We start from the raw sequence: 22,537 nt of genomic DNA on the forward strand, positions 1-22,537 counted from the left end.
GGAGCTTATATAGTGACGTCTTTTGTATTATCGGGCTGTATCTCTAAATGTATGTGCTACTTTGGGATATAAGTGTAAGCATCTTTTTCTCTTCGTAGCGGGTAGTCTCCCCGCAATTTTTCAAATTGTTCGGGATGTGTTTTCAGTGTTTCGCTGTCCCTTCTCGGGTCATACATTTGCAGATATGCTTCTGCCAGGCTGTCGGCGGTAATAATCGGGTTCCGGGGTTGGGGGGGAGCGATGCGGTAGTCGGCTTTGATGTGAAAGAAACGGCAAAGGGCATCCAGGGACATACGGGTGGCATTGGCTTTTCCGTCGGCTGAATAACCGGCTATATGGGGAGTTCCAAGGAACACCCTATTTAATAAGGTAAGATTGATATCAGGCTCGTTCTCCCATACATCAATGATGGCATCGGAAATCAGTCCGTCTTCTAAGGCATTCAGGAGCGCATTGGTTTCAATCACCTCTCCACGTGAGGTATTGATAATGACGGGACAGCGTTTTAATGACCGGAAGAAAGTATGGTCTGCCAAATGGAATGTTTTGTATGGCCCTTCCTTATATAAAGGTACGTGGAAGGTGAGGATATCACATTCTGCTGCGAGTGCTTCCAAGGAACTGAAATCGCCTTCTCCTTCCTTGTCTTGCCGGGGCAGGTCATTCTTCAGGACACGCATGCCCAGTTCTTGCCCTACTTGGGCTATTTTGCTACCCACATTGCCTACGCCGATGATGCCTAATGTCAATTCGGACAGTTGTACTCTTTTGAGCTGTTGCAATAATAGTAAGGCTGATTGCACGTATTGAGCTACGGATGCTGAATTGCATCCGGGGGCATTGGTCCAAGCGATGCCTGCTTCACGGCAATATTCCGTATCTATATGGTCGAAGCCTATGGTGGCGGTGGCAATGAAGCGGACTTTACTGCCTTCCAGCAGTTCCTTGTTGCAGTGAGTGCGGGTACGTATAATCAGTGCATCGGCATCTTTTACCAACTCCGGAGTGAAGTCTCTGCCAGGAGTATAAATCACGCTGTCGGCTATTTTTTCGATGGCTTCCTTAATAAAAGGTATCTTGTTGTCAACAATGACTCTCATAATGCTGCTGTTCTTTTCGACGATTTTCCATCGTGCGAAGATACGACTAATCCGCCAAAGTGGCTAAGTAATGCCCGGAAAATAATTTGATTCTTTCCGTTTTTAAGTTTGCATTTCTGCCCTCACCGCTCTCACTCTTTTCTTCAACTTCCCTATTCATCGGCATTGCAGGGGTGGGTGAGAGCAATCGAAAAGGGTGAGGGTAAATTTTGCTCTCACCCGTGTTTTCTTCCGTTCCGCATCCTTCTTTCTTCTGTTGCATCCTTTTCATTCTTTCGTTTTACTTTTGGATTCTTCAGCAGCCCACGTTAGTGAGCCGTAATGTTCACTTGAGTGAACTAAATAGCTCACTAGTGTGGTTGAATTGGTTCATAACAGTGGGCCGATGATGAATAAAGTAGTTTTCGGGAAGGAGATAAGGTGTTTGAAGGATAAAACAATGGGCCAGTACGGATTGAACAATGGGGATGTGCCCGATTCCGTACTTGGTTTTTGTAACAGACAGCAAGTGATTGCTCATCTCTATCTTATGTTTTATAGGTGAATTTGTGTTTTTGTCAAAAAAGGAAAGCGAAATAGACTGCTATATGAGGATTATCTTGTACATTTGCAGCTGAAACTTTTTAGAGATGAGAATAGGATACGACGGAAAACGGGCTGTGCAGAATTTTACGGGATTGGGCAATTACAGCCGGTATGTGGTGCAGTCATTGTCAGCCTTTGCTCCGGAAAACGAGTATTGGTTGTATGCTCCGGTACACCGTGAAAATCAGCAACTCTCGTCGATGGTGGCCGAAAGCCGGGGAACGGTATCGGTACATTATCCATCTTATTGGCTCTGGAGAGGAATGACTTCGTTGTGGCGCGTGGGAGGTATACGCAGGACTTTGAAACGGGACAACATACAGCTGTTCCACGGATTGAGTAACGAACTTCCCCTGACCATCCATCGGGTACGGGAAGTAAAGAGTGTGGTGACTGTTCACGACCTTATTTTCCTGAGACTTTCACATTGTTTTTCGTTGGTCGACCGCTTGATTTATAACTACAAATGCCGCTATGCATGCAAGCATGCAGACCACATCATTGCTGTGAGTGAGTGTACCAAGCGTGACATCATACATTATTATGGAATTCCTGCGGATAAAATTTCCGTTATTTACCAAGGGTGTAGTTCTCTGTATGCCTGTCGTGTCGGTAAGGATAAGCGCAAGGAGGTGATGCGGAGTTATCGGTTGCCCGAACGCTATATCTTGTCGGTGGGCACCATTGAGGAGCGTAAAAATGCGCTGGCCATTGTGAAGGCTTTGGAGTATCTGCCCGATGAACTGCATTTTGTTCTGGTAGGGAGACCCACAGCCTATATCCATCAGCTGAAAGAGTTTATGACAAAAGCCGGATTGCAAGACAGAGTACATTTTCTGCATGGTATCCCTTCGGACGATTTACCTGCCATTTATCAGTCGGCCGAGACTTTTGTATACCCATCCGTTTACGAAGGTTTTGGCATCCCTATTCTTGAGGCTTTGCATTCCGGCATTCCGGTGGTTGCAGCAACCGGCTCTTGTCTTGAAGAAGCGGGGGGGGAGCATTCATTGTATGTGAGTCCCCACGATGTGGAGGGATTGGCAGCGGCGATTGCCCGTACACAAGAGCCTTCTTTGCGTGCCACCATGATTGAGGAGGGGCTGAAGTGGGCACAGCGTTTCACGGAGGAGCAGATGGCGCGTGAGACGATGGAGTGTTATCGGAAAGTATTAACAAAAGAAACCTAAGATATGAATTATTTGGACCGCAATGAGTTTAACTACGCACCTTCGCAAGAGGTGGTGGAGGCTCTGAAGAATTTTGATATAAACAAACTCTGTTTCTATACCCGTATCTACGACGAAGGCAAGAAGAGTATTCTGTCTGTTTATCTATCTGAATCTTACGGAATTGATGAACCGCAGGTACTGTTGGGTTATGGTGGAGAAGATATATTGAAACAAGCAGTCCACTATTTCCTGACCCAAGAGGATGGGAACAAGACGATGCTCATTCCTAAATTCTCGTGGTGGTACTATAAATCCATTGCTGATGAAGTGGACGGGCATACGTTGCAGTATCCATTGTATGAGGATGGCAATACCTTTAAATATGATTTCGCTGCCATGAAAGAGATGGTACAGCGTGAGAATCCCAAGGTCTTATTAATCGCTTCGCCCAATAATCCCACCGGTAACGGTCTGACCCCTGCAGAATTGGACGCTTTGTTGGCTGAGTTGCCCGTAACAACCATCGTTTTGGTGGACGAAGCCTATGCCTCTTTCGTATCTACTGATACGGACTATATTAAGATGCTGGTTGATAAATATCCCAACCTGATTATTTCACGCACGCTTTCCAAGTTCTACGGATTGCCCGGATTGCGCATGGGTTTTGGATTTATGAGTAAGGAGTTGGCCAACTTTGGCAAATACAGCAACAAATATCTGGGTTATAACCGTATCTCTGAGGATATTGCTATTGCCGCACTGAAATCGGATGCGCATTACCGGAATATAGCACGGCTGATGAATGAGAGTCGCGCCTGCTTTGAAGCGGAGATAGGGACGTTGCCTGGTTTCAAGGTATATGAGTCGGTGGCGAACTTTGTCCTTATAAAATATCCGATTGTCTTGAAAGAACGCTTACAGAAAGCTTTTGCCGACGAGGATTATAAGGTGAAGTTCATGAATGAACCAGACATCAATACCCATTTGCGTATTACCTTGGGGCGTCCTGAACAGAACCGTATTGTCATTGACACCATTAAAAAAATTGCATTACAATGAAAGCGGTTATATTGGCTGCAGGGATAGCTTCGCGTTTGCGTCCGTTGACTGATACCACTCCAAAATGTCTGTTGAAAGTTGGAGAGCGTTGTTTGCTGCAAAGAGCCTTTGATGCATTGCTGCAGAATGGCTTTCGGGAGTTTGTCATTGTCACCGGTTATAGACAGCAGCAGATTGTGAACTTTCTGGAAGCTCATTATCCGGCATTGGAGGTTACGTTTATCTATAATGAGAAATATGCTTCTACCAATAATATCTACTCTTTATGGCTTACACGGCCTTATGTAGATAAAGAGGACATTCTGTTGCTGGACAGCGATATCCTTTTTGACCCGCAGATTGTAGCCAAGTTGCTTGGATATGGTCAAGCGGATGCGTTGGCTCTGAACCATCATACATTGGGGGAAGAGGAAATCAAGGTAATAGCGGACAATGATGGCAAGGTGTTGGAAATCAGTAAGACGTGCTCCATATCCCGAGCTATTGGCGAGTCTATTGGCATCGAGAAGATGTCTGCCGCTTATACAGAAGCGCTTTTCCGGGAATTGGAGGTTATGATTACCAAAGAAGGTTTGGATAATATCTTCTATGAACGTGCTTTTGAGCGTCTCATACCGCAAGGACACTCTTTCTATGCGCTTGACACTACCGAATATTTTTCTGTGGAGCTTGATACGGTGAATGACTTTGAACAAGCACAGCGGTTGATTCCTTCACAACTTTATTAATTAATGGGCTGATTTTTATGGCAGATTATGATATACGTCCTTTGCAGCTTCGTATTTTGAAGATATTGCTTGCTGTGGATAAAGTTTGTAAAGAACATGGTTTGCGCTATTATATAATGGCCGGTACTATGCTTGGTGCAGTCCGTCATAAGGGATTTATCCCTTGGGACGATGATTTGGATATCGGTATGCCGAGGGCTGATTATGATTTGTTGATGTCTCATTCCAAGGAATGGCTTCCCAAGCCTTATGAGGCTGTCTGCGCAGAAAATGATCCGAATTATCCATTACCTTTTGCCAAGATACAAGATGCGGATACGACTCTTATCGAGCGTATGCATTTGAAATACTTGGGAGGTATCTACTTGGACGTATTTCCATTGGACGGTGTACCGCAAAGCAACCTGAAACAGAGGATTCATTTTGCCCGGTATGAATTTTACAAGCGGGTGCTCTATTTTATCTACCGCGACCCTTATAAACATGGAAAAGGTCCCGGCTCATGGTTGCCGCTGCTGTGCCGGAGACTTTTTACTACTGCCGGCGTACAGAGGAGTATCAGAAATGTGATGACCACCTATGACTTTGACAAGTCTTCTTTAGTCTGTGATTATGACGACGGTATGCGCGGTATTATGCCCAAGGCAGAGCTGGGAGCTCCGACTCCCGTTTCGTTTGAGGGCGAAACAGTGTGGGGAGTACAAGATTATGACGCCTATCTGACCCGAAAATATGGAGACTACATGGTTATACCGAAACAAAGCGGGCAGAGACAGCATAATTTCCACTATTTGGATTTGGATAAGCCCTATTCTTCACAAGAAAGTTCCAATTCTATTTTATAATTTTGCTCTTTTAGGGAAATGTTAGACAAATGTTTTTTTCCAAAATTTCCATAAGGGACCGAAATCTTTGGTTAATAAATAAAATATGGCTTTTAGGCGGCCGCGTATTAGGCTTATTTTGAATCTATTTCCTGTTTTGAAAGTTCCTATCTTTTGGGATTTGAAATCTTTTCCTTTGTAAGTGAAAACTTTGCGGAATGTGGATGAAGTCATGCCCCATTTTAATAGAAATTGCATTTGACCACAATTCTTGCGTATGCGGGTAGTTGATTTTGTTTCAAAATGATAGATGCGACTGGCTTGTAGCCCTTTCATGAATCTGACTCCACACATATATAATTTTGCGGTGAAATCTGGGTCGCTGTACATTCCGGGTGAGTATTCTATACTATAACCGCCTACTAAATCCCAAATGTCCCGGTGTACGATATTGGGAGGAATGGTAGCTCCCATCCAGTCGTTTATTTTGTAGTTCATGTATTCTTTCAGTAATTTATCTTCTTGAAAAGTTTCGATACTGTCTCCATAATTGGCTAAGATGGTTGATGCGCTTTGTGTATGTGGTTGTATTGATGTAGCTGAAAGAAAGAAATAATTGTCAGACAGTTTTTCTATTTCGTCATAGAGAACCTTGTCCCAAAAAGGGAGTACATACATATCATCATTCAAAAATAGAATATAATCAGTTTTGACTTTAGTGCGCATCATATTCATAGCAAAACATACTCCGATATTCTGCTCAGAATGTGTGTAATCAATACCTGCTTTTTTTATCCACTCTAAGGTTCCGTCACTTCCATCGTTTACGTGTACAATGATTTGGTGATTGTAGTAAGAGTTTCTTTGGATACTTTGTATGCATAGTTTTAGGAAAGCAAGGTTATTCCATGTAGGTATAACGATTGAAAATAATCTGTTTTGAGATTTTATAGCTGTCATCTTTTGCTAATTGAGAAAATAAGTACAAAGATATTTATATAAATGGAGTTTTTGATTATAATTACTTGAAAACATTTATATTTTATAATATGCAAAAACAATATTGGTGTGAAATATACTGTTTTATGAGTGATATATAATACCTCTAGATTTCTTGTAGACAATAGTTTGGACTTGGATTGAATTTTTATGTTTGTGTTTTGTGTAGGCTGATGTTCTATATTGTATGATTAGCCTATATCGCTATTTGCGAAACTTGAATTAAGTTATTACTTTTGTGCCGAATCAGCAATTCTAATAAATTTGTTATGACCAAATTCTTAATTATCCGTTTCAGTTCGATAGGGGATATTATCCAGTGTATGGGAATTATCGGTGGAATACGTGAACGGTTTGCAGATGTGGAAATTCATTGGATTACCCGGAAAGATATGGTGGGGACCTTGTCGATGGATGGCAGGATTGATAAAATCTGGGCGTTTGACAAGGAGACCGGACTTGCCGGGTTGTTGAAAATGGCGGCTGATTTGAGAAAAGAGCATTTCGACTACATTTATGACGCTCATAGTAATATCCGTTCCAACATATTGAAGCTGATAGTGTCTCCATTGCCTTTTGTGAAACCTTACGTTGCTCTGCGGAGCAAAGAGAGAGGCAAACGCTTTTTGTTGTTCAAACTGGGAATCAACCATTTCGACAAGCCTTTCAGGGGGATGGTGTCTTTTCAGAAACCATTGAAGAAATGGGGAATTACGCATTTTCCGGACAACTATCACGACTGGCATTTCCCGGATGAAATACGTAGCAAGTATGAGAACTTTGTAACCAAAGATATGATTACGCTGGTGCCGTCTGCCAACTGGGAAATGAAACGCTGGCCCGTTTCCTATTGGAAAGAATTGGTTGCCCTTCTTCCTGAGTATAAATTTGTTATTCTGGCTGGTCCGAAGGATACTTTCTGTGAGGAAATCAGAAGTGCTGCACCGGAACGGGTAGTTAACCTTGCGGGACAAACCTCATTGATGGAGTCTTCTTACATAGTGTTGCGTTCCAATCTGGTAATCAGCGCTGATACGGGTTTTATGCATGCCGCTGATTTGTTCCGTGTTCCTGCTTTTGCCTTGATGGGACCTACGGCCTTCGGTTTCCCTACGGGACCTACGGTGGAAATACTCGAAACAGCCCTGCCTTGCCGTCCGTGCACCAAAGACGGACGGGGTAAATGCAGGCTAGCTGTTTATCAGAAGTGTATGGTGGATATTACCCCCCAACAAGTCGCTGAAAAGATTATTGCTTCTCTTGGTTGATGGCGCCTATCGTCTTTGTAGTGGAATAACCGTCTACGAAGGGGATAGTTACTGTTTCTTGGGCGTACTCCCTGCCTACAATGTTTTCTATGGCATAGTCGCCACCTTTTACCAACACGTCCGGCGCTACTGTCCTGATGAGGTTCAGCGGGGTGTCTTCCGTAAAAATCACTACGTAGTCCACTGCTTCCAAGGCTGCCAGGACTGTGGAGCGGGCGCTTTCATCATTGATGGGGCGCGATTCCCCTTTCAGACGTTTTACTGAGCTGTCCGAATTCAATCCTACGATAAGTACGTCCCCCAGTCTTTTGGCCTTTTCCAGATAGCACACGTGTCCTTTGTGCAGAATGTCGAAGCAGCCGTTTGTGAATATGATTTTGCGCTCCTGCGCACGCAGTTGTTTTATAGTATCTGCAAGTTGGGGAATAGGAATAAGTTTGCTGGCCGGTTTCCCGATTTGTAGCTCGTCCTGCAACTCTTTGAACAGAATGGGGCTGGTGCCTATTTTCCCGACTACAATGCCGGCCGCTTTATTGGCAAGATAAATGGCATCTGCAATAGGGATACCGGCTGCCAGCGCAGCTGCTAAAGTTGCCACGACAGTATCGCCTGCACCTGAAACGTCATATACTTCCCTTGCTTCGGTAGGAATGTCTTGTGAGGCTTCCGGAGCTATATATGACATACCTTTTTCGGAACGTGTCACTAATAGAGAAGTAAGGTTATACTCCTTCAGTATCCGGTTTGCCGCGTTATGTATTTCTTTATCCTCATTTCTCACATCCATTCCCGAAACGGCTGAAAGTTCTTTCAGATTGGGGGTGATGATGGTTGCGGAACGGTATTTCTCCCAATTTGTCCCTTTGGGGTCTATAATGACCTTCTTCCCTTGCCCGGCAGAGGCGGATATAACCTGCTGGCATACTGTATCATTGCATACTCCCTTGCCATAATCCGAAATCACGACAATGTCCACTTCGGGGAGTGCACGCTTCACGGCATCCAGCAATTTCTGCTCAGTCTCTTCGTTCAGGCATTCATTTTCTGTTTCAAAGTCCAGCCGTACTACTTGCTGGCTGTTGCCTATTACGCGGGTTTTGGTGATGGTTGGGTGTTCTGTATGAAACAGTTCGTTTCTGATACCCAAATCAGCGAACATCTCCTGCATTGTGTTTCCGTTGTGGTCGTTGCCAAGCAGGCTGACGACATACGGCGAGCAACCCAGTCCCAACAGATTTCTTGCAACATTGGCCGCTCCTCCCAATACATTGTAGGTACGGGTGACACGGACCACTGGTACGGGGGCTTCGGGAGAAATCCTTTTCACGTCCCCTATATGGTAAGTATCCAGCATCACGTCTCCGATAACGAGTACCTTCTTTCCCTTTATACTGTTTAATTCTGTATTCATAATAGGTTGTTTTTTAATTGGTTGGCCCAATATAGAAGTGAATGCTCAGAGGTGACCCGGAAGGACTTGACACCACTTCTTTCGCCGCATTCCGTATCCGATTTCTTATCTCCGAACATATAGGATTGGGATGGGTCGATTTCATATTTCTTCATCGCTTCCGTCACCATGAAAGGAGAAGGCTTACGGCATTCGCAATGTTCTTCCGGAGCGTGAGGGCAAGTATAGAAATCGTTCAGTATAACTCCATGTTTTTCCAGCTCTTGGGCGAGTGCCCGGTTGAACTGTTCGGCGTCCTCCAGCGTAAAGTAGCCACGTCCAATACCGGATTGGTTCGTGATGACAATCAGCAGATAACCCAATTCCTGAAAAATGCGGAGTGCTTCGGCTACACCGGGCAATAATTCAAGCTCTTGGGTCTTATAAACGTAGCCGAAATCAACATTGATGGTACCGTCCCGATCAAGAAAAATCGCTTTATTCATGGGAGAACAGTTTATTGTCAACGATGCCGCACAAGATATGTCCGATGGTAATGTGCACTTCTTGAATCCTGGCAGATTCGGCGTGCTGTATAATCAACGGGTAATTGCAAAGTTCCTTGCACCTTCCTCCATCCCTTCCCAGGAGCCCTATGGTGGTGATGCCCATAGATTGTGCCTTCTGCAAGGCATGCTCTACGTTGGGAGAGTTGCCGCTGGTAGAAAGGCCTATCAGAATATCACCTTTCGTTCCCAAGGCTGCCGTCTGCCGTTCGAAAACGCGTTCGAAGCCATAATCATTGCTGACTGCGGTCAGGATGGAAGTGTCGGTTGTCATGGCGATGGCGGGCAGGCCTTCCCGTTCGGTCACGAAACGTCCGACGAGTTCGGCAGCGATATGCTGGGCATCGGCTGCACTGCCGCCGTTACCGCAAAGCAAGACTTTGTGCCCTTGTCGAAGGGCTTGTACTATCAGATTGCCGACGGTTTCGATGTCGGTAAGCATTTGCCGGTTGTTCAGGATATTTTCTTTGAGCCTGATACCTTCTTGGATGGACTGGATGATATAATCTTGCATAATTTTCTAATCTCGTTGGTACAAAGATACGACATTTCAGAAATGAAGCTTGCTTTTGACGAAATTTTTAAATTGTCTTTGCTTTCTCCATTTCAGTCTGCTGAAGAGAGTGAAGAATATGCATTCTTCAATATCGAATCCTCTTTGCTCGGCATATAGAGGTATTATTTTCATGAAGTCATCGGCGGGAATACCCAGTTGGCTGAAGGCATTCATGGACATTCTGATACCGGGTACTTTACCGAGCTTCAGGCGGTTGATGTCAATGAGGGCGAAGTGATATTTGCCGTCTGTCTTCCGGTAAAATATATTCTTGGGATTATAGTCCAGTGGCAAGACCTTGTTCAGATGTAATTGGAGAGTGAAGTCTACGAGGTCATGTCTTAGCCGTTTTTTCTCTTCTTCCTCCATTTCCGTACCGAACATATCCGTAACAAGCGGGTAGGGGAGGTATTCGGAAATAAAGTATCCGGTGTGGAAGAAACCATTCTTTTTGATTTCTATATAAGCTACCGGAGGGGCGGTCTCTATTCCCCGTTGCAGAAAAAGTTCTGCATATTCAAAGGCGCGCTGCGCTTTGCTTTTGCGGAACCAAGTGTAAATGAGGCAGTTTATGAGGGCAGGTCTTTTGTATTTCTTGATTACGAAGTCCTTATCTCCGAACCGCACTCTTTCGACTGTGTTCCTTCGGTTACAATAAACCTCTTCCCGTTCATATTCTTCCGATGGGATGGCTCGGATATAACTCTCGTAGGCGGCATAGTGCGGATGAATATGTACCTTCATTGCTTTTATTTACATTTTACTTCTTTTGAACGGTGCAAAGATAGTGCAAACCGAAAGCAGAACAAAATGAACTTGTTCATTTTTTATTTTGAGGTGCCGCCTATCTTCGCTTTTGAGCAAAGATAATCAAAATGTATCATCTGGTCGGAAATATCGTATGCTTTTTTAGCGAACTCGGCTTCTGCCGGGGTGGGCTCTTCACCTACCACCTCCATTTGGGGGCTGATGGCGAATCCTTTCTTGCATGGGTCGAGGATGCTTTGGCCCAATCCGCTCCAGTAGTAATCATCCAGTTGGAGCAGGTTCAGTAAGGTGGGGTACATATCGATTTGTCCCATCACTTTATCATAACGCATGCCTACCGGAGAGTTTACTATGATGAAAGGGGTGAATGTCTTGTCGGATACGATACCCTTGCCACCGGGGGCGTTGCACAATTCTTCACGGTAGGTAGCCAGTCCTTCGTGGTCACCGGTGATGACGATAAGGGTCTCGTCGTATTGTGGGAGTGTTTTCAAGTACTCCACGAATTTTCCTATCGCCTTGTCCGTATAGCGTGCAGTGGTCATATAGTCATTCATTTTCTGTGGAATGGCCGGAGAGAAATGAATCTCTTTCAATTCTTCAGGCAATTTGAAGGGAGCATGGCCGGAGTAGGTCACCAGCTGCATGTAAACATTCTCCCCCTTCTTCCAGATTTCCCCCTTCTCTATTTTTTGGCTGCATTGCGCCAGGAAGGAGCCGTCTCCGGTACGTTTGTGCGTGCCAAAGGCCTCTGTCAGTTCAAAGTCATGATAAGCAATGATGGTGTCGGTCCCGAAACTGTAGGCTATGACGCCTTGGTTCCAGGTCGATACTTTATCAATGGTCAGGAGGTAGTTGCGCGAGTTCTTCTGCTGATGCATGGCTTTTTGCAGGGTTCCGTAGGTGTGGTCAGGATATTGGCTGCTGTATGTGCCGCTGTTGATAGGCAGCATACCGGCGCAAAGCAACAGCTGTGCATCAATGGAACGTCCTCCTTTCACTTGCGTCAGTACGTGGGGAGCGTATAAGGTGGTGGAGTCTTGCAGCAGTTTGTTGAGATATGGAGTAATCTCTTGCCTTTCCACTTCCCTTTCGAGTACCCAGCTTTCCAAAGATTCTGCCAGGATGACGATGCAGTTGTTGCGGATTCCGATACGTCCGGCCAAAGGGTGATGTCCGGGTTTCTGGCTCAGCCACTCCTTTATCTCTTGCTGTATCTGTGGGGTGGCCTCCTGCTTCTGGTTGATGAGGTCATAGCATAGGCTTCCGAAGACGGTATACATGGAAGTGGTGCTTGCACACAGATAGGCTTTCTGGCGGACGGTGTTGTATGCTTCCTTGAATCCTCCTTTGGCCAGGGTGGTGATGGCAAACAGCAGGATACCGATTCCCAAAGCTCCTCCGTAATACTTGTATGATGTTCTTCCGGCGGTATTTCTTTTGTAATGCCAATAAAGGGGGATACTGGCAATGGTAGATAGAGGGAAGAAGATGTCGTACCAGCGGAAGGAGTCGTAAACGCTTCCGGTGAAATCGGCGAGGTTTCCAGAAAGTCCATAGCTGTTAAGTGGGATGGCAGTATAGTAGGTGCGGAAATACATCAGGTTGACAATCAGTAGTATATCCAGCAAAAGCATGATGACTATCTCTGTTTTCCAGAGCCGGAAGAACTTATAGGGGACGAGAAGTACGAGGGTGGCTATTATTTTGGTTGCATAAAATTCGATGGTAGAGAATGAAGCGAATGTGGTGGGTATGCTCCAGATGAAATCGAATAGCAGGAATTTGAAAAAAATGGTGATTCCGAACAAAAGAGTCACTTTATCTGTTGCCCCTTGTTGGCTGTTGGAGCAATGAAAAAGATTTCTTCTCATAAAATAGTATTTTTAAAATATTGGGGTGCAAAGATAGATATTTTAGAGAAGAAAAAGCTTCATAAACAGCAACTTTTGGAGAAAAGTTGATAAAAGTCATTTTTTTTTCCGGATTGATGCAGTATATGCAGAATTCTTGTATTTACTTTGCAGACGTTTAAAGCAAAGAAAGCAAAACTGTTACAAACTAAGGGCTGGATTTTATTGTTCTATTGGTAATTTGAGGTGACGATTGTGTCGTTGCCGTGATATTTTGAGTGTATGAAGAAGCATTATTTATTTTTCGTTTCGGTAGCCTATTCCTATCCTATACTTCGCCCGCTTCAGGACGAAATCAGGCGTAGAGGGGATGAGGTCGCATGGTTTGTTGAACCAGACTGCCCGGTTCTGTTGGATCAAGATGAGAGGTGGCTTCAATCTGTTCAGGAAGTGATGGATTATCAGCCTATTGCCGTGTTTGCGCCGGGCAACTATATTTATGATTTCTTCCCGGGAGTGAAAGTTTCCCTTTTTCATGGCTACCCCATCAATAAGCGTGGCGATGAAAAGGACGACCATTTTTCTGTCCGCGGATGGTTCGATGTCTATTGCACGCAAGGAGAAACGAGCACTCTTCCTTTCAAGGAACTTGAGAGGAAATACGGCTTCTTCAAGGTATACGAAACGGGCTGGTGCAAGGCGGATACTTTCGTGAAAGAACGTGCGCACACTCCTCATAATGCACGTCCGGTAGTCTTGTACTCTTCTACATTTACAAAGAATATAACTTCCGCCCCTCATCTGTTTGATACCATCAAGAGACTGGTGCACGAGAAGGATTGGGATTGGATTATTTCGTTCCATCCGAAATTCTCGGATATGGAAGTCCTCAAGAAATACAAGGAACTGGCTGCATCCTGTCCCAACATTACTTTCCACGAGAGCGGACTTGTCGATGCCAAGCTGCTGAACAGTGCGGATGTGCTGTTGTCCGATGCTTCGTCTGTGATTGTTGAGGCAATGATGTTGGACAAACCGGTTGTGACCTATTGCAACACCATGCCGGGAGCTCATTTGCTGAATGTCACTGACACGGATGCTGTAGAGGGAGCGATAGAAAAGGCGATTTCCCGTCCGGCGGAACTGATGGAACGGATGCGTGCTTATGTGCACAAGCATGAAGCCCATCTGGACGGTGAGTCCTCTTCACGGGTACTGGATGCCGTAAACAACTACATCTGGTATTTTCAAGGTAAGACCAGAACCAAGCCCTGGAATCTGGTACGTAAGTTTAAATTGCGATGGCGGGTGGGTTATCCGTTGATGGCCACTTTGCGGTTATGGTAACTGTTGCGGCTTATGAAGAACACTGAAGCATTACCTCTTATAAGTATTATTGTACCGGTCTATAATGTAAAGGATTATCTGGAGAAATGCCTGCAATCCATTTGCGTGCAGACTTATAAGAATCTGGAAATAATATTGATTGACGACGGCTCTTCCGATGGTTCGGGAGAGCTTTGTGATTTATTTGCCCAAAGGGATGGACGGATAAAGGTTATCCACCAGACGAATGCAGGTCAGAGTGCAGCCAGGAATAGAGGTTTGGCGGTAGCTCAAGGTGAATTCCTTGGTTTCGTGGATAGCGATGACTGGATTGAGCCGGATATGTACGAATTCTTGTATCACTTACTGAAAGCGAATGGGGCGGATATATCCATTTGCTCGCATTATATAGAAACTGCCGTAAAGACCAGAGTGAAGCACTCTTCTGGGCAATTCTCCAGCTTTTCTCGTGAAGAAGCTATCCGAACATTGGTAGAAGATAAGCGTATAAGAAATTATATGTGGGATAAGTTGTATAAGCGTCAATTATTTGCTGGAATATATTTTCCGGTAAATAGAGTTTTTGAAGATATTGCAGTTTCTTATCAGATATTTTATAAAACGCAGAAAGTCGTTATGCAAGACTGTCCTAAATATCATTATTTGAAACGTGAAGGAAGTACTACTCAAGGTAAATTGTACAATTACGAAAAGGAATATCTGCTCTTTCAAACTGTCTATGAACAAGTGAAATTTGTGCGAGAAAAAGAAATATGGGATAAAGCTCCTTATTGTGTACATGAACGGGGAATTCATTTGATTGACCATTTGATGATGCTTCCTCAATCTTCTTTGATAGATGATGTTATCAATGATGTATTAGCCAGAATGCAGGAGTTTGATAATGTGTCGTGGCCGCAATTGGGTGTTATGCATATATTTAAGCGCCGTATGATGTATTGTCATCTAAAGGTTTATAGATGTATTTACCGTTTAGTGAGGACATTCTTCAAATCTAAACGGTATAAATTCCAAACATTATAACTTTAATTGAATCTCAATAATGAATAAAGCAAGGGTTATAGCTTTTTATCTACCTCAATTTCATCCAATACCAGAAAACGACAGATGGTGGATGAAAGGTTTTACGGAATGGACTAATGTAGGAAAGGCACGTCCATTGTTTCCAGGACATTATCAGCCTAAGGTACCGGCAGATTTGGGATATTATGATTTGCGAGTGCCGGAAACACGTAAGGCGCAAGCTGACATGGCAAAAGAATATGGTATCGAAGGCTTTTGTTACTGGCATTATTGGTTTGGAAATGGAAAGAGACTCTTAGAGCGCCCGTTTAATGAAGTATTGTCTTCTGATGAACCGGATTTTCCTTTTTGTCTGGCTTGGGCTAATGAGTCATGGAGGGGCTTTTATCACGGCATAAAGAGCAAAGATACTTTGATAAATCAGCTTTATCCGGGAGAACAAGATTATATAGCTCATTTCCACGAGGTATTACCTGCTTTTAAAGACCATCGTTATATTACAGTGGATGGGAAACCGTTGTTTATGGTTTATCATCCTTTGGATCATCCGGAGATGAAAGAGTTCATTGAACTCTGGCGTACTTTAGCTGTGCAGAATGGCTTGAAGGGGGTTTATTTCATAGGACAAACCTATCATTTGAAAGAAGAAAAAGAGAGACTTATGAAAATGGGGTTTGATGCTATTAATGTTGTACGCTTGTTTGACTTTGAGAAGAAAGCTGCTCTGACTTATAAATATGCGAAATGGAAACATAAAATATTTCGTATTCCTAAGGTTGTGGAGTATAAGAAGGCCAGTTCTTTCTTTGTGGGTGATGAAGAATATGAAGAGAATATTATACCTACCATTATTCCTAACTGGGATCATTCTCCACGTTCCCGTGGTAAATCGTTGGTCTTGAATCACGCTGAACCTTCTTATTTTGCCCGACATCTGAAAGAAGCGATAAAGCGCATTGAGAATAAGCCTTTAGACCATCGGCTTGCATTTGTAAAATCATGGAATGAGTGGGCTGAAGGGAACTATCTGGAACCGGATTTACATTATGGAAAACGTTATCTGGAAGTGATAAAAAAGAATGTTGTAGAGGGATGATTTCTATGGAAGAAAAGATAGCAATTGTTATACCGGCATATAAGTGCCGCTTCCTCCGGCAGACATTGGATTCTATTGTCGTACAGACTTGTCGAAGTTTTACTGTTTACATAGGTGATGATGCAAGTCCTCAGAATCTGAAGGAAATTGTTTCTGATTATGCGGATAAAATGAATATTGTCTATCGACGTTTTGATACTAATCTGGGTGGAGTGGATTTGCCGGGGCATTGGGACCGTTGTATAGCACTTGCAAAAGAACCGGTTATTTGGTTCTTTTCAGATGATGATTTGATGCCGCAGGACGGGGTAGAGCGTATTATAAAAGCATTAGAATGCTATGGTACGAGGCATGGGATGTTCCGTTTTCCCCTTGCTGTGATAGATGAAAATGGCAAGATAATACATAAAAATCCTTCATTGCAGGAATATCCGGTTTCGGGCTATCAGTTTTTGTTGGATAAATTGGAAGGAAGAATTTATTCGGCTGCTTGTGAATATGTTTTTACTCGTGATATATATGAACGGATAGGCGGTTTTGTGAAGTTTCCATTGGCGTGGTGTTCAGACGATGCAACGTGGACAAGCATAGGTGAAAATGCAGGTGGAATGATTCCTTTGCCTGGTAAGCCGGTTTGTTGGCGAAATGTGATGGGCGAGAATATAAGTTGTTCCTTCAATTATGATGAAGAGAAGATAGCAGCTACAAGGCAATTTATAAAATGGGTTTCAGTTTTTTACTCGGACAGACTTCAAGATAGAAAACTACAGCATGCGATAAAGAAATATGCCCATACGATATTGCATTATAGTTTGCAAGATCGTTATAAATTACATGATCTTATGGGTATTTGTCGTAGTTTATGGTATATTTGCCCTTCTGTATCATTAAGTGTGGCATTCCGCATGTGTAAGTTGAAACTTAGAAATCGAAAGAGATAATGAAGAAAATTCTTTTTATACTTCCTTGTGTGCCTTATCCGTTGACTGCTGGAGGTAATCAGGCCTTTTTCAATATGGTGGAATATATCCGGCACAAAATGTCTGTGTCTTTGTTGCTTTCTCCGGAAAATAAGGAGATGAATGATGTCGAAAGTTTAAGGGCTTTATGGACAAATGTTGATTTCTATCTTTTTAGGGAAGAAGATGCAGAACCTAAGACTCGTTGCCCCCGATATTACCGTTGGTTAAAAAAGATGTCTGAATCCATTTCCCGCAAGATGCAACGGCAACTGTATTCTTTTCAGCAAGAGCGTCCGTATAAGAATATGACGTTGAAGAATTCTTGTTTTAAACCTTTTCCCAAGGCATACGTAGAGTATGTGTCTGACATCTCACGTCGTGGATTTGATATTATTCAGGTTGAGTTCTATCCATTGATAACATTGGGGTATCTATTGCCTAAAGATGTACAAACAGTGTTTGTGCATCATGAACTGAGGTATATACGTAATGAAAATGAAATGGAATGCCTTACTCATGTAACAGATGAAGACAAGATGCTCTATGGCATTGCTAAGGATATGGAGAAAGCCGCTTTACGTCAATATAAGCATGTAATTGCATTGACGGATATTGACCGTTTATTGTTGGCAGACTTGGTTGGACAAGAATGCAATATTTATGTTTCTCCGGCAGTGGTACAGATAGAGTCTGCTTATGACAGAATTGTGAAGCCGGCCTCTGTTCGTCTGACATTTGTTGGAAGTGAAAATCATTACCCGAACCAGGATGCAGTAGATTGGTTTTGTCATGAAGTAGCCCCTTGTTTGCGTGTTCAGGGTTTTAAATTTGTTTTTCAAGTGATTGGGACATGGAAGAGCCGTTACGTGAAAAGTCTTCAGGCAGTATGTCCGGAAATGGAGTTAGTGGGTTATGTGGAGGATTTGCGGGAATACTTGAATGGGAGCATCGTTCTGGTGCCAATTCGTATTGGTAGTGGTATGAGGATGAAAATATTGGATGCGGTTTCCTCTATGGCTTCTTTTGTAACTACGACAAAAGGAGTTGAGGGAATTGACCTACGTCACAATGAAGAGTGTTTGATTGCTGATAGCGCAACTGATTTTGCAGCAGCAGTCATTCGTTTGGAAGCGGATAAAAAATTGCAAGTCAGGCTGGCGACGCAAGCATTGAAGCGTTTGCGTGAACTTTATAATCCTCAGGAAATGTTGGAGAGAAGACTGGCTGTTTATGATGAGATATTGCAAAATAATACAAACTAATAGCATCAGATTATGCTTTCAATCATAATTTGTTCGGTATCTCCCGAACGTTTGGAGCAAGTAACCCGGAATATTCATGATACTATTGGTGTTGATTATGAAATCATTGCTATTGATAATCGTGAAAAACAATGGCCGATAGCGCGTGCGTATAATGAGGGAGCTTCTCGGGCACATTATCCCTTTCTGTTTTTTGTCCATGAGGATGTAAAGTTTCATTCGGTAGGCTGGGGAAAGTGCATTGAGAAGAAACTTAAGGAACCGGATTGTGGGGTGATAGGTTTTGCCGGTAGTAAGGTGAAATTGAAATGCTATTCGGGATGGGGAGATGTGTATAAGTGGGATGTTATATTCTATTATCAGAGCGTTGGAACTGAAACCCAATTTCGTGTAGCATCGGTTACTATGGAGCATCCTTTTAAGGAAGTGCTGGTATTGGATGGCTTTGCCATGTTTGTGCGTAAGGATGTATGGGCTAAATATCCTTTTGATGAGGAATTGTTGACGGGTTTCCATTGTTATGACTTGGATTTTACATTGCAAATAGCTGCGGATCGTTGTTATAAAAATTATGTATGTTGTTCTTCTGAGGTCTTGATAGAGCATTCTTCACAAGGGAATTTTAATCAAAGTTGGTATCAAGATACGATTAAAATGCACAAATTGAAGTGGAATAAGATGCTTCCAATGAAAATAGAGGGATTTGAATTGGGAGAAAAAGAAATGAGGAAGCAGGAAGAATATACCTTCAGTGTCTTTTTGCGTAAGTTATTGAAAGCGGGATATCCTGAGGCGAAGGTGGTGCTGAAGGACTTTTTAGCTTACCCTTATTCATGGAAACATTTACAGCACTGTATTAAATATGTGTACAAATATCTTGTAAGCTAATTGTGGTTGCTATGAAATTGGTTTTTTTATCACATGTTAGTGATTGTGCCGGAGGAGCACAAAGATGTTTATTGGATCTATTGCGGGGGCTTAAGCATATTCACCCTGATTGGCAACTCTATATGGTTCTTCCTGGTCCGGGAGATTTGCTTGATGCCTGCTCCCCTTATATTGATGGCTATAGGTTCTTACAAATGGAATGGTGGCTTGTAGGTAAGGACATGGATATCGGCACGAGAGAGAAGCTTTCTTATATTCGTAAACTATCGAAGTATTCCATTAAATTAACCCGTTACTTGAGAAGGATAAAGCCGGACTATGGAATGACAAATACTGTGGTTTTTCCTCATTTGGCAATATCATGTAAGATGTTAGGGATAAAGCACTGTTGGTTTATCCATGAGATACCTGATGTGACTTGGCTGAATCTTAATCCTGTTTTTGAATTTCGTTTTATCTTTAGAGCGATTGATAAATTATCAAATAAGATATTGGTAACTTCCAGATATGCAGAGTTTCATTATCAAAAGGTGATGACAAGCGCAAAAATAAGCAGCATCACCCAAGCTGTAGAATTGCCGATGACGGTTGGAGTGGATGTGAAATGTGATAGACATACGCGGTATACTATCTTGTTGGTCGGCGCTTTTGACTCTAATAAGGGACAGATGGAACTTTTGCAGGCGGTAAAGAGAATAGTGGCTGAAGGGAAGGATATTCTTTGTTATCTGGTTGGCCCGGATGTTGGCTTTATGCCCAAATGCCAAAAATATATTCAAGATAATGGTCTGGATAACAATGTAAAAATTGTCTCTTACACGCAACAGGTGGTTTCTTATTATGCTTTGGCTGACGTTGTGTTGGTTTGTTCCACTTTTGAAACTTTTGGTAGGGTTGCTGTAGAAGCTCAGAAATGCGGGTTGCCATTAATCCTTTCTGATGTGGGGGCAAATCCGGAACGCATTGAGGATGGAGTGAATGGGCTCCTTTACCAGAAAGGAAATATTGCGGAATTAGCAGAAAAGATAGAAATATTGCGGGATGAAAACGTTAGAAAAATGCTCTCCAAAAACATCGATTCCATTGCAATAGAGGAAAAGTATGGTATTGATAACTTTGCATCAAGTTTCTGTACTTTGTTGGGCTTGTAGAATGTAATTGTAAATATGATGAACGATACCCTTTCTCCCTTAGTCTCTATTATAATTTGTGTCTATAATGGTGAGAAATATTTAGAGAGATGCCTTCAAAGTGCTATGTCCCAATCCTACAAGAATATAGAGATCATCGTGGTCAATGATGGAAGTATGGATAATACTCCGGTCATTATAGAAAATTATGTAAAGTTGGATTGTCGTATTATTGTTATAAGCAAACAGAATGGAGGAATATCCGAAGCGAGAAGAATAGGTGTGAATCGGGCACGGGGGAAATATATACAGTATTTGGATTGTGATGATGTTTTGATGAGCAATGCGATAGGATGTTTGGTGAACCGTGCTGAGGAGACTCAAGCCGATGTTGTTGTTGCTCCTTTCTTTTTTTGTGAAGATGGCGGAAGAAAGGAATCGGACAGCATGGAGTTTGAACAAATGTCCGGGATTGAATATTTAAAATGTATCCTCTGTTCAAGGGCATATTGGGCTATGTGGACCAAGTTTCATTTACGTTCTTTATATGATGAGGGGATTGAAAGGCTCGGCATCTCGTTTGGAGAAGATGTTGCTTTGTCTACGCAGATTTTAGTTCGTTCGGGAAAAGTTGTTTCTATAAATACTCCGATTCTTGATTATTATGTTTATTCCTCTTCGGTATCTCACGATTTGGGAGAGAGAGCATATCTTGATTTCAATGTTTATGTGCGCTGGTTTGATGACTATATAGAACGGAACGGATTGCATGAGGAATTTGCAAGAGAATTAGCTTTGTTCCATATAAAGAATACTCAAGCGCGGCTCCATTGGAAAAAGGTAAAGGATGTTAATAAAGAAATGAATCGGTTGATGATAGGGCTTGGGGATTATCCGGAATTTTGGAAATTACTGTCACGCCGTGAGAAGAAGATAGTTACTACTTATAGGTTATCATCGTTGTTGGGATATTGGAGACTGTATTATTATAATTGGAAAAATAAATTATAGAGAAATGAAAATCATAGAAAGGTGGAAGAAAAGCCTGTATAGAAAGGCTGTAAAACATAGACTGATAGCCCCTCAAGTGATAGTACTTATGGATGGCGGAGTTTGTTCTCAGATGCACCAATATCTGCTGGGTAGAATTTTTGAAAATGGAGGACATAAAGTGCTCTATGATTTGTCTTTCTATGAAGAGTGGGGAACAGATATGGATTACCAGTTTGTACGTAACTTCGATTTGTTGAAGGCTTTTCCTTACTTAAAAGTGAAGTCCGCTTCTAAACTGGCTTTGTCTGTCTATAAGAAGAAATATTTTAATTTGGGTAATAATACTTATGGTAGGCAGGATGACTTCTCTTTTCTACAAAAGAAGCCTCCGGTCTATTTAGGTGGTTATTATCATGTTCCGGCTGATATTTGGCTTCCGGTATTCCGGTCGCTTTTTAGAGTAATGCCCGAGGTGCTGGATGCACAGAATAAATTGCTGTATTCAGAGATTGATTCACGTCCTTGTTCCGTAGCTGTTCACGTAAGGCGTGGGGACTTGAAAGTAGAAATTCCGGCTTACGGCAAACCTGCTTCATTGGAGTATTTCAAGTCGGCAGTGACTTATATGCAGGATAGGGATATGTCTTCTTTCTTCTATTTCTTTTCAGATGAGCCGGATTGGGTGAGGGATGAACTTATTCCGCAACTTTATCTTACGGAAGGTAATTGTAAGATTGTTGATATAAACGGTTCTGATAAGGGGTATATGGACTTGTTTCTGATAGCTCGTTGCAAGCATCAGATTACCAGTAAAGGGACTTTAGGTAAATATGGTGCTCTTTTAGGAGATAATTCAGAGAAAATGGTGGTGCTTTGTAATGATGAAGTGGAATATCCATGGAAAGAATTACTTCAAAATGCCAGAGGATGTAAATTAAACTGTGTCAGCAAGGAATAAAGTATTAACT

Annotated in this window: 22 protein-coding genes; 14 read left to right on the forward strand and 8 right to left on the reverse strand. The window is 42.7% G+C overall.

Annotation, left to right across the window (positions count from 1 at the left end):
* Nucleotides 1–56 precede the first annotated feature (56 nt).
* Both pdxB and DW896_RS14300 read right to left on the reverse strand, forming a co-directional pair.
* Nucleotides 57–1,100, reverse strand: a complete 1,044-nt coding sequence (gene pdxB, locus DW896_RS14295) for a 4-phosphoerythronate dehydrogenase PdxB (protein ID WP_119993381.1) — start codon at nucleotides 1,098–1,100, stop codon at nucleotides 57–59.
* A gap of 46 nt (nucleotides 1,101–1,146) precedes the next feature.
* The gene (locus DW896_RS14300) at nucleotides 1,147–1,362 is read right to left on the reverse strand and encodes a hypothetical protein (protein WP_229076106.1); all 216 of its coding nucleotides are present in this window, start codon (nucleotides 1,360–1,362) and stop codon (nucleotides 1,147–1,149) included.
* 367 nt (nucleotides 1,363–1,729) lie between these two features.
* Between DW896_RS14300 and DW896_RS14305 the strand changes: the two genes are divergently transcribed.
* The 4 genes from DW896_RS14305 to DW896_RS14320 are packed head-to-tail and all read left to right on the forward strand — an operon-like array spanning nucleotide 1,730 to nucleotide 5,489.
* Nucleotides 1,730–2,875 (forward strand): glycosyltransferase family 1 protein, encoded by a 1,146-nt coding sequence (locus tag DW896_RS14305; protein WP_057097427.1) that lies wholly within the window; start codon nucleotides 1,730–1,732, stop codon nucleotides 2,873–2,875.
* Nucleotides 2,876–2,878: 3 nt separating this feature from the next.
* Complete coding sequence (locus tag DW896_RS14310; protein WP_008662064.1) at nucleotides 2,879–3,916, forward strand: histidinol-phosphate transaminase; 1,038 nt, start codon at nucleotides 2,879–2,881, stop codon at nucleotides 3,914–3,916.
* A complete protein-coding gene (locus tag DW896_RS14315; RefSeq protein WP_005825963.1) occupies nucleotides 3,913–4,644 on the forward strand; it encodes an NTP transferase domain-containing protein in 732 nt (243 codons plus the stop codon). Before DW896_RS14310 ends, DW896_RS14315 begins: the two co-directional genes overlap by 4 nt.
* A gap of 17 nt (nucleotides 4,645–4,661) precedes the next feature.
* The gene (locus DW896_RS14320; protein ID WP_005833794.1) at nucleotides 4,662–5,489 is read left to right on the forward strand and encodes a phosphorylcholine transferase LicD; all 828 of its coding nucleotides are present in this window, start codon (nucleotides 4,662–4,664) and stop codon (nucleotides 5,487–5,489) included.
* A 21-nt stretch (nucleotides 5,490–5,510) separates the two neighbouring features.
* Here the strand turns inward: DW896_RS14320 and DW896_RS14325 are convergent, their stop codons facing one another.
* Entirely contained in the window at nucleotides 5,511–6,428 is a 918-nt protein-coding gene (locus DW896_RS14325; RefSeq protein WP_005825959.1) for a glycosyltransferase family 2 protein, read from the reverse strand.
* A gap of 308 nt (nucleotides 6,429–6,736) precedes the next feature.
* Between DW896_RS14325 and DW896_RS14330 the strand changes: the two genes are divergently transcribed.
* Nucleotides 6,737–7,735: a glycosyltransferase family 9 protein gene (locus DW896_RS14330; protein WP_008662059.1), complete on the forward strand. Its 999-nt coding sequence runs from the start codon at nucleotides 6,737–6,739 to the stop codon at nucleotides 7,733–7,735.
* On the opposite strand, the gene hldE is transcribed toward DW896_RS14330, so the two are convergent.
* The 5 genes from hldE to DW896_RS14355 form a co-directional block, all read right to left on the reverse strand.
* Nucleotides 7,716–9,146 (reverse strand): bifunctional D-glycero-beta-D-manno-heptose-7-phosphate kinase/D-glycero-beta-D-manno-heptose 1-phosphate adenylyltransferase HldE, encoded by a 1,431-nt coding sequence (gene hldE, locus DW896_RS14335; RefSeq protein ID WP_119993383.1) that lies wholly within the window; start codon nucleotides 9,144–9,146, stop codon nucleotides 7,716–7,718. The two genes, DW896_RS14330 and hldE, sit on opposite strands and share 20 nt — an antisense overlap.
* Nucleotides 9,143–9,631, reverse strand: a complete 489-nt coding sequence (locus tag DW896_RS14340; RefSeq protein WP_016272073.1) for a D-glycero-beta-D-manno-heptose 1,7-bisphosphate 7-phosphatase — start codon at nucleotides 9,629–9,631, stop codon at nucleotides 9,143–9,145. Before DW896_RS14340 ends, hldE begins: the two co-directional genes overlap by 4 nt.
* A complete protein-coding gene (gene gmhA / locus DW896_RS14345; protein ID WP_119993385.1) occupies nucleotides 9,624–10,205 on the reverse strand; it encodes a D-sedoheptulose 7-phosphate isomerase in 582 nt (193 codons plus the stop codon). Before gmhA ends, DW896_RS14340 begins: the two co-directional genes overlap by 8 nt.
* A gap of 36 nt (nucleotides 10,206–10,241) precedes the next feature.
* A complete protein-coding gene (locus DW896_RS14350; protein WP_009037398.1) occupies nucleotides 10,242–10,991 on the reverse strand; it encodes a lipopolysaccharide kinase InaA family protein in 750 nt (249 codons plus the stop codon).
* An 83-nt stretch (nucleotides 10,992–11,074) separates the two neighbouring features.
* Nucleotides 11,075–12,889 carry an LTA synthase family protein gene (locus DW896_RS14355; protein ID WP_005825948.1) on the reverse strand — a complete coding sequence of 605 codons (1,815 nt, stop codon included), beginning with the start codon at nucleotides 12,887–12,889 and terminating at the stop codon, nucleotides 11,075–11,077.
* A 261-nt stretch (nucleotides 12,890–13,150) separates the two neighbouring features.
* On the opposite strand from DW896_RS14355, the gene DW896_RS14360 reads away from it, so the two are divergent.
* The 9 genes from DW896_RS14360 to DW896_RS14400 are packed head-to-tail and all read left to right on the forward strand — an operon-like array spanning nucleotide 13,151 to nucleotide 22,527.
* On the forward strand, nucleotides 13,151–14,215 hold the full coding sequence (locus tag DW896_RS14360) for a CDP-glycerol glycerophosphotransferase family protein (RefSeq protein WP_035447680.1): 1,065 nt from the start codon (nucleotides 13,151–13,153) through the stop codon (nucleotides 14,213–14,215).
* 12 nt (nucleotides 14,216–14,227) lie between these two features.
* A complete protein-coding gene (locus tag DW896_RS14365; protein ID WP_009037395.1) occupies nucleotides 14,228–15,238 on the forward strand; it encodes a glycosyltransferase in 1,011 nt (336 codons plus the stop codon).
* A 19-nt stretch (nucleotides 15,239–15,257) separates the two neighbouring features.
* Nucleotides 15,258–16,334: a glycoside hydrolase family 99-like domain-containing protein gene (locus DW896_RS14370; RefSeq protein ID WP_009037394.1), complete on the forward strand. Its 1,077-nt coding sequence runs from the start codon at nucleotides 15,258–15,260 to the stop codon at nucleotides 16,332–16,334.
* Nucleotides 16,331–17,275, forward strand: a complete 945-nt coding sequence (locus DW896_RS14375; protein ID WP_050756848.1) for a glycosyltransferase family 2 protein — start codon at nucleotides 16,331–16,333, stop codon at nucleotides 17,273–17,275. Before DW896_RS14370 ends, DW896_RS14375 begins: the two co-directional genes overlap by 4 nt.
* Nucleotides 17,275–18,558, forward strand: coding sequence for a glycosyltransferase family 4 protein (locus tag DW896_RS14380; protein ID WP_009037392.1), 1,284 nt, complete (start codon nucleotides 17,275–17,277; stop codon nucleotides 18,556–18,558). Before DW896_RS14375 ends, DW896_RS14380 begins: the two co-directional genes overlap by 1 nt.
* A 12-nt stretch (nucleotides 18,559–18,570) precedes the next feature.
* Nucleotides 18,571–19,446: a glycosyltransferase gene (locus DW896_RS14385; protein ID WP_005825931.1), complete on the forward strand. Its 876-nt coding sequence runs from the start codon at nucleotides 18,571–18,573 to the stop codon at nucleotides 19,444–19,446.
* An 11-nt stretch (nucleotides 19,447–19,457) separates the two neighbouring features.
* Nucleotides 19,458–20,597, forward strand: a complete 1,140-nt coding sequence (locus tag DW896_RS14390; RefSeq protein WP_005825928.1) for a glycosyltransferase — start codon at nucleotides 19,458–19,460, stop codon at nucleotides 20,595–20,597.
* A gap of 15 nt (nucleotides 20,598–20,612) precedes the next feature.
* Nucleotides 20,613–21,587 (forward strand): glycosyltransferase, encoded by a 975-nt coding sequence (locus DW896_RS14395; protein WP_005825925.1) that lies wholly within the window; start codon nucleotides 20,613–20,615, stop codon nucleotides 21,585–21,587.
* 4 nt (nucleotides 21,588–21,591) lie between these two features.
* Complete coding sequence (locus DW896_RS14400) at nucleotides 21,592–22,527, forward strand: alpha-1,2-fucosyltransferase (protein ID WP_119993388.1); 936 nt, start codon at nucleotides 21,592–21,594, stop codon at nucleotides 22,525–22,527.
* Nucleotides 22,528–22,537: the final 10 nt, after the last annotated feature.

The organism is Bacteroides sp. AM41-16, from assembly GCF_003603495.1.
Lineage (GTDB): Bacteria > Bacteroidota > Bacteroidia > Bacteroidales > Bacteroidaceae > Bacteroides > Bacteroides uniformis.

Excerpts from the sequence above, each read along its gene's own strand:
- pdxB (WP_119993381.1), bottom strand. The coding sequence starts at position 1,100 with ATGAGAGTCATTGTTGACAACAAGATACCTTTTATTAAGGAAGCCATC.
- DW896_RS14300 (WP_229076106.1), bottom strand. The coding sequence starts at position 1,362 with ATGCAACAGAAGAAAGAAGGATGCGGAACGGAAGAAAACACGGGTGAG.
- DW896_RS14305 (WP_057097427.1), top strand. The coding sequence starts at position 1,730 with ATGAGAATAGGATACGACGGAAAACGGGCTGTGCAGAATTTTACGGGA.
- DW896_RS14310 (WP_008662064.1), top strand. The coding sequence starts at position 2,879 with ATGAATTATTTGGACCGCAATGAGTTTAACTACGCACCTTCGCAAGAG.
- DW896_RS14315 (WP_005825963.1), top strand. The coding sequence starts at position 3,913 with ATGAAAGCGGTTATATTGGCTGCAGGGATAGCTTCGCGTTTGCGTCCG.
- DW896_RS14320 (WP_005833794.1), top strand. The coding sequence starts at position 4,662 with ATGGCAGATTATGATATACGTCCTTTGCAGCTTCGTATTTTGAAGATA.
- DW896_RS14325 (WP_005825959.1), bottom strand. The coding sequence starts at position 6,428 with ATGACAGCTATAAAATCTCAAAACAGATTATTTTCAATCGTTATACCT.
- DW896_RS14330 (WP_008662059.1), top strand. The coding sequence starts at position 6,737 with ATGACCAAATTCTTAATTATCCGTTTCAGTTCGATAGGGGATATTATC.
- hldE (WP_119993383.1), bottom strand. The coding sequence starts at position 9,146 with ATGAATACAGAATTAAACAGTATAAAGGGAAAGAAGGTACTCGTTATC.
- DW896_RS14340 (WP_016272073.1), bottom strand. The coding sequence starts at position 9,631 with ATGAATAAAGCGATTTTTCTTGATCGGGACGGTACCATCAATGTTGAT.
- gmhA (WP_119993385.1), bottom strand. The coding sequence starts at position 10,205 with ATGCAAGATTATATCATCCAGTCCATCCAAGAAGGTATCAGGCTCAAA.
- DW896_RS14350 (WP_009037398.1), bottom strand. The coding sequence starts at position 10,991 with ATGAAGGTACATATTCATCCGCACTATGCCGCCTACGAGAGTTATATC.
- DW896_RS14355 (WP_005825948.1), bottom strand. The coding sequence starts at position 12,889 with ATGAGAAGAAATCTTTTTCATTGCTCCAACAGCCAACAAGGGGCAACA.
- DW896_RS14360 (WP_035447680.1), top strand. The coding sequence starts at position 13,151 with ATGAAGAAGCATTATTTATTTTTCGTTTCGGTAGCCTATTCCTATCCT.
- DW896_RS14365 (WP_009037395.1), top strand. The coding sequence starts at position 14,228 with ATGAAGAACACTGAAGCATTACCTCTTATAAGTATTATTGTACCGGTC.
- DW896_RS14370 (WP_009037394.1), top strand. The coding sequence starts at position 15,258 with ATGAATAAAGCAAGGGTTATAGCTTTTTATCTACCTCAATTTCATCCA.
- DW896_RS14375 (WP_050756848.1), top strand. The coding sequence starts at position 16,331 with ATGATTTCTATGGAAGAAAAGATAGCAATTGTTATACCGGCATATAAG.
- DW896_RS14380 (WP_009037392.1), top strand. The coding sequence starts at position 17,275 with ATGAAGAAAATTCTTTTTATACTTCCTTGTGTGCCTTATCCGTTGACT.
- DW896_RS14385 (WP_005825931.1), top strand. The coding sequence starts at position 18,571 with ATGCTTTCAATCATAATTTGTTCGGTATCTCCCGAACGTTTGGAGCAA.
- DW896_RS14390 (WP_005825928.1), top strand. The coding sequence starts at position 19,458 with ATGAAATTGGTTTTTTTATCACATGTTAGTGATTGTGCCGGAGGAGCA.
- DW896_RS14395 (WP_005825925.1), top strand. The coding sequence starts at position 20,613 with ATGATGAACGATACCCTTTCTCCCTTAGTCTCTATTATAATTTGTGTC.
- DW896_RS14400 (WP_119993388.1), top strand. The coding sequence starts at position 21,592 with ATGAAAATCATAGAAAGGTGGAAGAAAAGCCTGTATAGAAAGGCTGTA.